Genomic DNA, 11,991 nt, shown 5'->3' on the forward strand with positions numbered 1-11,991 from the left:
GTCAGCGAATTCCATAGGGGCCAGCGGCATTTGTCGCAATAACAGGCCGGATGTAAGCGTGCAATCTATTCCTGCAAATCATGATGCGTTTTTTACTTGGCAAATGGCGGCGTCCATGTAAGGTTCTTAGGGACATGCGTTTTGCCGGCAAACAGGATGTGCTGGAAGATCGTCCACTGGCAAGGCTGGCAATATAAGGTATCACTTTTCATGATAGCCCTATTTTAATTCCATATTTTCCCTGCCGGCGTATTCAACCTACACTGTGAACACAGCAGATTTCAAAGGAAGTCGAGGAAGCGCTGCAGCGAAATTTCGAAAGCTTCCTTTGATGTCTCTTTGATTCGATATGAATGAAGGTGCAGCCATGGCATATTGTTATTGGGTTATACCGTGACAGAATGCATGATGTCTTGACATCGAATTTTGTATCGAATTCGAATAAAATGACAGTTACCACTGTCAACGCAACGAGAGCCTATCTCTGATACCTCGCTATAGGCTACGAGCAAAATTGTGTCTTACCGGACATAACGCATGCTCTTTGCGATCTAAATTACAAATTTTGGAGCCACCTTATGTCATCCGACACCACCCTGGAGTCTGCTGGACTCTCGTCCCTGCCGTTCGAAAAAAACACTACTACCACCGGCAGCGAAGCTCCTGCAAGCTCAGCCATCGATGCACTCGAAGCCAGCCAGATCACCAGCCCGCCGCAATTGAATGACGTACAGCTCGACGATAAATACACGTCGAATAGCGGCACCATCTTCCTGTCCGGCATACAAGCCCTGGTCCGCCTGCCCATGATGCAGCGCCAGCGTGACCTGGCTGCGGGCTTGAACACGGCGGGATTTATTTCCGGCTATCGCGGCTCACCACTGGGTGGCCTGGATGAAACATTGTGGAAAACCAAAAAACTGCTGGAACAAAACCATGTGCAGTTCGTGCCCGGCGTCAATGAAGACCTGGCCGCCACCGCAGTCTGGGGTTCGCAAACTGTAGACCTGATAGGCCCGGCCAAATACGATGGTGTGTTTGGCATGTGGTATGGCAAAGGCCCCGGCGTGGATCGCAGTGCTGACGTTTTCAAGCATATGAACCATGCAGGCACATCGAAACACGGTGGAGTATTGCTGGTAGCCGGCGATGACCATGGTGCGTATTCTTCGACGCTGCCGCACCAGTCCGATCATATTTTCTCTGCCTGCATGATCCCCATGCTGTACCCCAGCAATGTGCAGGAATACCTGGACCTGGGCTTGCATGCCTGGGCCATGTCACGTTTCTCCGGCTGTGCCGTTGGTTTCAAGGCCTTGGCAGATACGGTGGAATCAACCTCGTCGGTGGATGCAGACCCTTTCCGTCTGCAAATCACCATCCCTGAAGATTTTGTCATGCCCGAAGGCGGCCTGAATACACGTTTGTCGCTGGATACCCTGGGCATACAGGCACGCAAGCAGGAAGCGCTGATGCAGGATTACAAAATCTATGCAGCCCTGGCTTATGCGCGTGCCAACAAACTCAATCATGTGACCATCAACAGCCCGACCGCAAGACTGGGCATCGTGGCATCTGGCAAGTCGTATCTGGATGTGCTGGAAGCGCTGGAAGAACTGGGCATCGACGAAAAGTTCGCTGCCGAGATAGGACTACGCCTGTTCAAGGTGTCCATGCCCTGGCCGCTGGAACCCGATGGCGTGCGCGAATTTGCCCAGGGTCTGGATGAGATACTGGTGGTCGAAGAAAAACGCCAGATGGTTGAATACCAACTGAAAGAACAACTGTATAACTGGCGCGACGATGTACGCCCACGCGTCATCGGCAAATTTGATGAAAAAGGCGAATGGGTACATCCGCGTGGTGAATGGCTGTTAACCTCGAAAGCAGATTTCTCGGTGGCACAGATTGCCCGCGTGATCGCGGCGCGTATCGCCCGCTTCCATACCAGCGACCTGATCAAGGCACGCCTGGCGTTTCTGGAAGCCAAGGATGTGGTACTCAGCAAGCAAGTCAATACGCCCGCGCGTCCGGCTTATTACTGTTCTGGTTGTCCGCACAATACCTCGACCAAGGTGCCGGAAGGCAGCCTGGCCCTGGCTGGCATAGGTTGCCATGTCATGGCGACCGCGATTTACCCTGAATTCAACAAACTGACTACGCATATGGGTGGCGAAGGTGCGCCATGGATAGGCCAGGCCGCATTCTCGACCCTGCCGCATGTATTCCAGAACCTGGGCGATGGTACTTATTTCCATTCCGGCTATCTGGCGATCCGCGCTGCCATCGCCGCCAAGGTGAATATCACCTACAAGATTTTATATAACGATGCGGTCGCCATGACTGGTGGCCAGCCTGTTGATGGCATTATCAGTGTCCCGATGATGGCGCAGCAGATGGCAGCAGAAGGCGTCAAGCGCATCGCCCTGGTGACAGAAGACTTGTCGCGCTATACCGACAGATCCAATTTGCCGAACTTTGTGAGCTTGCATGACCGCAAGGACATGGATGCCGTGCAGCGCGAGTTGCGCGAGGTACCTGGCGCGACTGTGCTCATTTACGACCAGACCTGTGCTGCCGAAAAACGTCGTCGCCGCAAAAAAAGCGAATTCCCTGACCCCAATCAGCGCATGTTCATCAACGAAGTAGTCTGTGAAGGTTGCGGGGATTGTGGCGTGCAATCCAACTGTACTTCCATCATGCCGGTGGAAACGGAATTTGGCCGCAAGCGCAGCATAGACCAATGGTCGTGCAACAAGGATTATTCCTGCGTCAAGGGTTTCTGCCCCAGCTTTGTCACGGTAGAAGGTGGCAAACTGGTCAAATCCAGAACCGGCACGGCAAAGACCGATGACTTCGGCGCATTGCCTGATCCCGTGTTGCCGGTCTGTGAAAGCTCTTACAATATCCTGTTGAACGGCATCGGCGGCACAGGTGTGATTACCGTTGGTGCCTTGCTGGGCATGGCCGCGCATCTGGAAGGCAAGGGCGCATCGGTACTCAATATGACGGGCATGTCGCAAAAGAATGGTTCGGTGACCTCGCACATACGCATCGTCAACCAGGCTGGCAAATTGCGCGCCCAGCGTATCGCGACCGGTGAAGCAGACCTGATTCTGGGTTGCGATATCTTGACTGCGGGTGCGCATGACGCCATTTCCAAAATGCGTGCTGGTCGTACCCGTGCTGTCATTAATACCCATGAACAGCCTACTGGGCCGTTCGCCAAAAATCCTGACTGGCAATTCCCGCTGGAATCGGTAGAACACCTGATCTCGGAATCGGTCGGTGGCAAGGTCGATTTCATCAATGCCACCAAACTGGCAACTGCCTTGATGGGCGATTCCATTGCCACCAATCTGTTCATGCTGGGCTTTGCCTACCAAAAAGGCGCGATACCGGTATCCGAAACAGCTTTGCTGCGGGCGATAGAAATGAATGGGGTTGCGATAGAAGCCAACAAGAAAGCCTTCCTGTGGGGCCGCCGTGCAGCGGTGGACTTTGCTCGCGTAGAAAAAATCGCCATCCCCGGCCAGCCTGTCGTCATCCAGATGCCGCAAAGTCTGGATGCTCTCGTCAAACGCCGCATTGCGGTATTGACGGAGTACCAGAACGCCGCCTACGCCCAGCAATATGCTGAGCTTGTCGACAAAGTGCGTAAAGCAGAATCTGCATTGAATGCCGGTAACAAATTCAGCATGGCAGTCGCCAGATACGCCTTTAAGTTAATGGCCTACAAGGATGAGTATGAAGTCGCCCGCCTGTACACCAATGGCGACTTTACCGCAAAACTACGGCAACAGTTTGAAGGGGACTTCAGCCTGAAATTCAATCTGGCGCCACCTCTCTTCTCGAAAAAAGACGGGCAAGGTCATCTGCTGAAGGCGCAATACGGTTCCTGGGTCTGGCAGGCATTCAAGCTGCTGGCCAGACTCAAGGGCTTGCGTGGTACGGCGCTGGATATCTTTGGCCGCACAGAAGAACGCAAGGCAGAACGCGCCCTCATCATTGAATACCGCGCACTGATGGAAAAACTGGCGGCCGGACTGAACGCGGATAATCTGGAACAGGCGATTGCACTGGCCAGTCTGCCAGAGAAAATCCGTGGTTACGGTCATGTGAAAGAAAAGGCCATGCAGGCGTATCATGCAGAAAAAGCAGCTTTGCTGAATCCACAAAAAACAACAGCCATCATGGAAGTGACACGCGTGGCGTGACCCCGATTTGATGGCATTGTGGCAAGGCAGGCATAGCATGTCTGTCTTGCCGGCCAGGCAAAGCCAGTATGCAGGCTAAAGGCAGATTTTCTGTTGCGGACTACACTGAAATCAAACCCAGTATCCATGACGCTTTCCAGACATTTCACTGCTGCAAGCCGCATACAGGGCCGGATTGCCAATTCACATATTCATATTGACGTTTACGTTAACGTCATATAACTTAGCTTAACCCAAATCCAGTAAAAATTTGTGAAATAGCAATATTTACTGAAGTAAAACAAGACCGATGAGGAAGACATGACTGACCTGTCCGTTGCCCAAAACCTGACCGAATACAAGCCTGCCAACAAAGTTCGCTTTGTGACCGCTGCGTCCCTTTTTGATGGCCACGACGCCTCCATCAACATCATGCGCCGCATCTTGATGGCGAATGGTGCCGAAGTGATCCATCTGGGCCATAACCGCTCGGTAGAAGAAATCGTTACTGCCGCCCTGCAGGAAGATGCCCAGGGCATTGCCATTTCCAGCTATCAGGGTGGTCATGTTGAATACTTCAAATACATGATAGACCTGCTCAAGCAACGCGGTGGTGCCCATATTAAGGTATTTGGCGGTGGCGGTGGAGTCATCGTGCCAGAAGAAATCGCTGACCTGCATGCCTATGGCGTGACCCGCATTTTCAGCCCGGAAGACGGCCAGCGCATGGGCCTGGTGGGCATGATCTTATCGATGATACAGGCTTGTGACAGTGATCTGTCCGGCTATGCACCGACGACGCTGAGGGTATTGCAGGATGGCGATATCGCCGACAAGCACCGTCCGCTGGCGCAATTGATTACCGCGCTGGAAAACGACAAGGTCGCGCCGGAACTGCGCGCGCAGTTGATGGCTGCTGCCAAACTCAGCCAGGTGCCGACCCTGGGTATCACGGGTACCGGGGGCGCCGGCAAATCATCACTGACGGACGAATTGATACGTCGCATACGGCTGGACCAGGATGATGAATTGAACATTGCCCTGATATCCATCGACCCTTCGCGTCGCAAATCAGGTGGTGCCTTGCTGGGTGACCGCATACGCATGAATGCTATTAACCCGTGGAAGGGCAAGCTCAAGGTCTTCATGCGTTCGCTGGCGACACGTGAAGCTGGTTCTGAAATTTCACAAGCCCTGCCGGATGTTATCGCGGCCTGCAGGGTCGCCGGTTTTGATCTGGTGATTGTCGAGACTTCAGGCATAGGCCAGGGTGATGCGGCCATCGTGCCGCATGTTGATGTCTCCATGTATGTGATGACACCTGAATTTGGTGCTGCATCGCAATTGGAAAAAATCGATATGCTGGATTTTGCCGACTTTGTCGCCATCAATAAATTTGACCGTAAGGGCGCGCAAGATGCCTTGCGTGATGTCGCCAAACAATACCAGCGCAACCGCGAATTGTGGAGCCAGAAGCCGGATCAAATGCCGGTCTATGGCACGCAGGCATCGCGCTTCAACGATGACGGTGTGACTGCGCTGTATCAGGGTATTTTGCCAGCACTGGTGCAACATGGCTTGCGGGCCAAGCCCAGCAAGTTGGCAGCGATTGATGTCAAATATTCCAGCGGCAAGAATGTCATCGTGCCACCGGCCCGCAGCCGCTACCTGGCAGAGATTGCAGATACCGTGCGTGCCTATCACAAGAATACCGGCAAGCAGGTTTTGATAGCGCGTGAACGCCAGCAACTGCAGGAAAGCAAACGCATGTTGTCAGCAGTTGGCAAATCTGCTGACTTCGATGACTTGATTACTGAACGTGAAAACCGCCTGGATGGCGAATCCAAGAAACTCATCAGCATGTGGCCAGACATGCAGGCCGCCTATGCCGGCGATGAATATGTCGTCAAGATCCGCGACAAGGAAATCCGTACCCGCCTGGTACAGCTGTCCCTGTCTGGCACCAAGATACGCAAGGTAGCTCTGCCGCGCTTTGTTGATCACGGTGAAATCCTGCGCTGGCTGATGCTGGAAAATGTGCCGGGTTCTTTCCCTTTCACCGCTGGCGTATTTGCCTTCAAGCGTGAAGGTGAAGACCCTACCCGCATGTTTGCCGGTGAGGGTGATCCCTTCCGTACCAACCGCCGCTTCAAACTGGTGTCGCAAGGCATGGATGCCAAACGTCTGTCGACCGCGTTTGATTCCGTCACCCTGTACGGTGCAGACCCGGCCATACGTCCAGACATCTACGGCAAGGTCGGCAATTCAGGTGTGTCCGTCGCGACGCTGGAAGACATGAAAGTCTTGTACGATGGCTTTGACCTGTGTGATCCGGCGACGTCGGTATCCATGACCATCAATGGTCCGGCGCCGACCATCCTGGCTTTCTTCATGAACACCGCTATCGATCAGCAGATGGATAAATTTCGCGCCGATAACAAGCGTGAACCAACCGCCGATGAATCCGCCAAGATACGCGCCTGGGTATTGCAGAATGTACGTGGTACCGTGCAGGCCGATATTCTCAAAGAAGACCAGGGGCAAAATACCTGTATCTTCTCGACAGAATTCTCGCTGAAAGTCATGGGTGATATACAGGAATATTTTGTTCATCACCAGGTGCGCAATTTCTATTCGGTGTCCATCTCTGGTTATCACATTGCCGAAGCCGGTGCGAATCCGATTTCGCAACTGGCTTTCACGCTGTCAAATGGCTTCACCTTTGTCGAAGCCTATCTGGCGCGTGGCATGCACATCGATGATTTTGCGGCCAACCTGTCCTTCTTCTTCAGCAATGGCATGGACCCGGAATACACGGTACTGGGCCGCGTTGCCCGCCGTATCTGGGCCGTGGCCATGCGCGACAAGTATGCGGCAAATGATCGCAGCCAGAAACTCAAATACCATATCCAGACCAGCGGTCGCTCTCTGCACGCGCAAGAGATCGATTTCAATGATATCCGCACCACGCTGCAAGCCCTGATTGCGATCTACGACAACTGCAACAGCCTGCACACCAATGCCTATGATGAAGCCATCACCACACCTACCGATGAATCAGTGCGTCGTGCTTTGGCCATCCAGCTCATCATCAACCGTGAATGGGGTCTGGCGAAGAATGAAAACCCTATCCAGGGCAGCTTCATCATCGAAGAGTTGACCGACCTGGTCGAAGAAGCCGTGATGCAGGAATTTGAACGTATCGCCGAACGCGGTGGTGTGCTGGGTGCGATGGAAACCGGCTATCAGCGCGGCAAGATACAAGAAGAATCCATGCACTATGAACACCTGAAACATGATGGCACCCTGCCCATCGTCGGTGTCAATACCTTCCGCAATCCCAAGTCCAATGACACGCCACAAAAGATAGAACTGGCGCGTTCTACTGAAGAAGAAAAACAGTCGCAATTGCAACGCCTGGCGGATTTCCATCGCCGTCATGCCGACGTGGCACCGACGGCATTGGCCGCCTTGCAGCAGGCTGCCATCAATAATGAAAATGTGTTTGCCAGGTTGATGGAGGCGGCAAGGGTTTGTTCGTTGGGGCAGATTACTACGGCGCTCTTCGAGGTGGGAGGGCAGTATCGCCGCAACATGTAATGCCTGACACGCTGATAAATTCATTTAGCGGGCGCATTACTGCGTTGCAAATGCTCGCAATACCGACGTATTGCTGTGCTTTGCGCCTTGTACTGCATCCCGCTAAATGAATTTCTCAGCGTGTCATGTGTACGAGTTGTTTTGAAAAGTCCCGGATTTTTCCGGGATTTTCTTTTTCTGCGCTAAGGCTGGGGGATTATTGCTAGAATGCTATATCGCCGCCCAGGCTTGCTTTCGTGCGCGGCTGGAATTGTCAATCTGGAGTCTTACCATGCGTGCTTTATTCATACTGTTAAGTTGCTGTGTCATTTGTGCCTGCGGCAAAGCCAAGGAATCCAAGCCTGAGCCGGAAGCGCCGCCGCCGATCAAGATCATGGAAGATCAGCGCAAGCAACTGGAAAAAGCCAAACAGGTGGAAGATGCCGTGCAAAAAGCTGCTGATGCACAGAGGGATGTCATCGAAGTGCAGACTGGTGGCCAGCCTGCAAAGAAGGCAAATAAATAGAACACATGGCACCCACTTTGTGAGTGCCAGCAAGGCGTTCAGATACCGTGCAAGGCCTGCGCATAGCGACGCGTGACGCAGTCCTGCCAAACCGCTTCCGTGTAGTCACCACCTGCATGTCCGGGTGTACCGATCAGTATTGCTCAATAAGTCCTGCCTTCATCGGTTTACATTTTTTCGTTTGTTGGTGTAGCCAGCAAGAAATTAGCCTGCGCGAAAAGTATTTCAGAAACTTGAATCTCTGGTCTTGCTTTTTTAATAAATAAATAACATTATTGCATTGGCAATGATTTTGTCCTCCCCCCGACATATTATTAAAAGGATAGGCAATGGATGATCAGACTTTTGAAATTGGCCTGGTTGGTGCCGGGGCAATTTCAGCAGGTGCGTATACGGCTGGTGTGGTTGATTTTATGGTCGTGGCGCTGGATGCCTGGTATGCGGCGAAGGCCGCAGGCAATGTGCCACCGCATGATGTCAGGCTGTCGGTATTTTCCGGTGCGTCGGCGGGTGGTATCAGTGCCGCCCTGGGTGCAGCCTACCTGGGATCGGATCAGCCATCCATTGCCACAGAACAGGATGCGGAAAATAACCAGGGCAAGAACAGGTTGTTTGATTCCTGGGTGGATAGAATTGATATTTCCAGCCTGCTGGAAAGCCGTGATCTGGCTGACAAGAACAGCAAAGTCATTTCCATACTGGATTCCAGCATATTGAGGGACATTGCCGATAGCGGGCTGGATGTAGTGCCCAGGCAACAGAAGCGCGCCTACGTCGCCGACAATTTTGAACTGATACTTACCGTCACCAATCTACGCGGCGTGCCGTATGCGTTTGGATTGCAGGGTAGTGCGGGGGCAAGTTACGACATGTCCCTGCATGCGGACTACATACAATTCCGTTTCAGTGACAGGCCACAGGAAGCATTGCCTGACCGTTATCTCATGCCGTGGCAGGTGTTTGCCGCTGGCAAGGACGACGAACGAACAGAAAGGCTGAAACTGGCTGCGCTGGCATCTGCCGCCTTCCCGGTTGGCCTGGCACCACGTACCCTGCAGCACGTGATACAACTGGATACACCGCCAGACGTCTACAGCGCCCGCCTGTGGGATGTACCTACGCCTGAAACTGAACACCCACATCAGTGTTTTACCGAGCAACCGATACCTGCCAATTGGAAACCGGAAACCAAGGGTTTCCATTTTCCATTCCAGTGTGTGGATGGCGGCGTGATGAATAATGAACCACTGGAACTGGCGCGCAATGTCTTGTGTGGCAATGGTGGTCGCAACAAGCGCGATGGCAAGGAAGCCAGGAAGGCAGTATTGCTGATCGATCCTTTCCCCAGTAATTCTTCATTTGATCCCGCTGAGCAACCAGCCCCCGATTTGTTGAAAACCACGTTCAAGCTGTTTGCTGCATTGAAAAACCAGGCCCGGTTCAAGCCGGATGAATTGATGCTGGCTTTACATGAAGACGTATTTTCACGGTTTTTGATTGCGCCCAGGCGCGGCGACTCTGTCTTCCCTATTGCCTGCGGTTCGCTCGGCGGTTTTGGGGGATTCTTGAAACGTGATTTCCGCAAGCACGATTACTTTCTGGGGCGACGCAATATGCAACAATTTTTGCGCCGTCATTTTGTTTTGCCAGAAAAGAATACCTTGTTTGTCAACTGGACTGAAGAGCAGCGCCAGACCTATTGCGTCAAGGGCGTCAAGGATCAACAGGGCGAGATACAGACATCAGCAGATGGACAACGCTATCTGCCGATCATTCCCCTGGTGGCTGTCGCGGATACCGATTGTTATGAAGCGCCATGGCCTGCTTATTCGCAGAGCGATCTTGCGCAATTGACAGACAGTCTGGAGAACCGCCTGGATGTCTTGCTGGATCATCTGGTCGATCAGTATTTCGATACCAATCATGCCCTGATACGCTATGGTGCAAAATTATTTTTTAAACTCAAAAAACCAGAAATTATTGACTATGCCAGCAAGGTCATCAGCAAGGATCTGAAAAAAATGAAGTTGATGGCGTAGGGCCGCAGTACGTGTTTCACTATCAGGAACGAGCGCTCATCACACCGTGTTTTGACTATCTACTACAGGAGCAGGCATCATGCAAAAGATCACCCCTTTTCTTTGGTTTGACCAGCAAGCTGAAGAAGCTGCACATTTTTATACCAGTATCTTTAAAGATTCCAAAGTGTTGAGCATTGCTCGCTATGGCGATGGTGCACCGATGCCGAAAGGCACGGTCATGACAGCCAAATTTATTCTGGAAGGGCAGGAATTTGTGGCGCTGAATGGCGGCCCGCATTTCACGTTCAATCCTGCCATTTCCTTTGTGGTGAATTGTGATTCACAACAGGAAGTCGATTATTACTGGGAAAAGCTGATGGATGGCGGTACAGAGAGTCAATGTGCCTGGCTGACAGACCGCTTCGGCGTTTCGTGGCAAATCGTACCGCAGGCACTGATCACTTATCTGAATGATCCCGATCCAGTCAAAGCCCAGCGCGTCATGATGGCAATGATGCAGATGATAAAGATAGATATTGCCGCGCTGGACCGCGCTTACCAGGGGCTGTGATAGGGATTGTGAGGGGATTGTGACAGGTGTACTGATCTGGTCAGCCCGGCGATTTGGCAAGTGCGGGTAAAATGCCTGGGTGATAGGTCACTACCTCAAATCGGGAGACGCCCATGCAAACCAAAAAACTCTTGCTGACTTTATTTGAATACAAGGCCTGGGCGAACCAGGATTTGTTTCGCCTGTTGGCCACCGTCTCTGCCGACACGCATGCGCGTGAAGTGCATGATGCGATACGCATATTGAACCATATCCACGTCGTCGACCAGATATTTGCCGCCAATCTGCAATCACTGCCACACGGCTTTACCGCATTGAATACCCCGGATACCCCTGCGCAGGATGACTTGCACCAGCGTGTCAGCAAGACCGATCAATGGTTGCTGGATTATCTGGGCAAGCAGCCGGAAGCCAGTTTCGCTGAAGAGATCCATTTCACTTTTGTCGATGGAAAACCGGGCAATATGTCGCGCGGCGAAATGCTGTTGCATGTGGCGACACATGGCAATTACCACAGGGGTGCTGTCGGGCGTATCCTGTCACAGATCGATGTGGATCCGCCCTGGGATCTCATGACTGTGTATCTGCACCAGACTCCCCGGTCTACAACTTGACTCATATTCGGTTGGCGACAGATGCAGATGCGGCGCAACTGCAGGAAATTTATCGTCACTGCATCATCGAAGCGCCCTGGCAGGTACGCCCTGCAGAGGCGATCCCTGATTTTGCCGCCATCTCGCGCGATGAAGTGATCTGGGTGGCGGTGGATGCGCAGCATCAGGTACTGGCCCTGCTGGCAGTACAGCCTGAACATGCCTATATCCATCACCTGTATGTACATCCGCGCGCGCAAGGCCAGGGTCTGGGCCGCGCGCTGCTGGTTTTTTTGCAGGCACACGTGGCTTTCCCCTGGCGTTTGAAATGTGTGCTCAACAATACAGCCGGCATGGCATTTTACCGTCACCTGGGCTGGCAGGAACTACAGCAGGACCATGGTGCCGATGGCGTGTATTGTTTGCTGGAACATGCTGGGCCGCAGTTAGTCAACTGTAACAGTTAAGTGATTTTTACTGAGTGGGTAGAAAATTTTGTGAGATA

At 52.6% G+C, this 11,991-nt stretch carries 7 protein-coding genes; all 7 read left to right on the forward strand.

The features are described from left to right. The first annotated feature begins 578 nt into the window (after nucleotides 1-578). The 7 genes from ACO0LM_RS27485 (at nucleotide 579) to ACO0LM_RS27515 (ending at nucleotide 11,953) form a co-directional block, all read left to right on the forward strand. Nucleotides 579-4,217, forward strand: coding sequence for an indolepyruvate ferredoxin oxidoreductase family protein (locus ACO0LM_RS27485; RefSeq protein WP_423041952.1), 3,639 nt, complete (start codon nucleotides 579-581; stop codon nucleotides 4,215-4,217). 300 nt (nucleotides 4,218-4,517) lie between these two features. After that, nucleotides 4,518-7,796: a fused isobutyryl-CoA mutase/GTPase IcmF gene (icmF, locus tag ACO0LM_RS27490; RefSeq protein WP_423041954.1), complete on the forward strand. Its 3,279-nt coding sequence runs from the start codon at nucleotides 4,518-4,520 to the stop codon at nucleotides 7,794-7,796. A 271-nt stretch (nucleotides 7,797-8,067) separates the two neighbouring features. Then, a complete protein-coding gene (locus ACO0LM_RS27495; protein ID WP_423041956.1) occupies nucleotides 8,068-8,301 on the forward strand; it encodes a hypothetical protein in 234 nt (77 codons plus the stop codon). 329 nt (nucleotides 8,302-8,630) lie between these two features. Then, nucleotides 8,631-10,340, forward strand: coding sequence for a patatin-like phospholipase family protein (locus ACO0LM_RS27500; protein WP_423041958.1), 1,710 nt, complete (start codon nucleotides 8,631-8,633; stop codon nucleotides 10,338-10,340). 79 nt (nucleotides 10,341-10,419) lie between these two features. Next, a complete protein-coding gene (locus tag ACO0LM_RS27505; protein ID WP_423041960.1) occupies nucleotides 10,420-10,893 on the forward strand; it encodes a VOC family protein in 474 nt (157 codons plus the stop codon). Nucleotides 10,894-11,006: 113 nt separating this feature from the next. After that, a complete protein-coding gene (locus tag ACO0LM_RS27510; protein WP_423041962.1) occupies nucleotides 11,007-11,507 on the forward strand; it encodes a DinB family protein in 501 nt (166 codons plus the stop codon). Beyond that, entirely contained in the window at nucleotides 11,504-11,953 is a 450-nt protein-coding gene (locus ACO0LM_RS27515) for a GNAT family N-acetyltransferase (protein ID WP_423041964.1), read from the forward strand. Before ACO0LM_RS27510 ends, ACO0LM_RS27515 begins: the two co-directional genes overlap by 4 nt. The last annotated feature ends 38 nt before the right edge of the window (nucleotides 11,954-11,991 follow it).

The organism is Undibacterium sp. Di26W (assembly GCF_049340265.1).
In the GTDB taxonomy this organism is placed as follows: Bacteria; Pseudomonadota; Gammaproteobacteria; order Burkholderiales; family Burkholderiaceae_D; genus Undibacterium.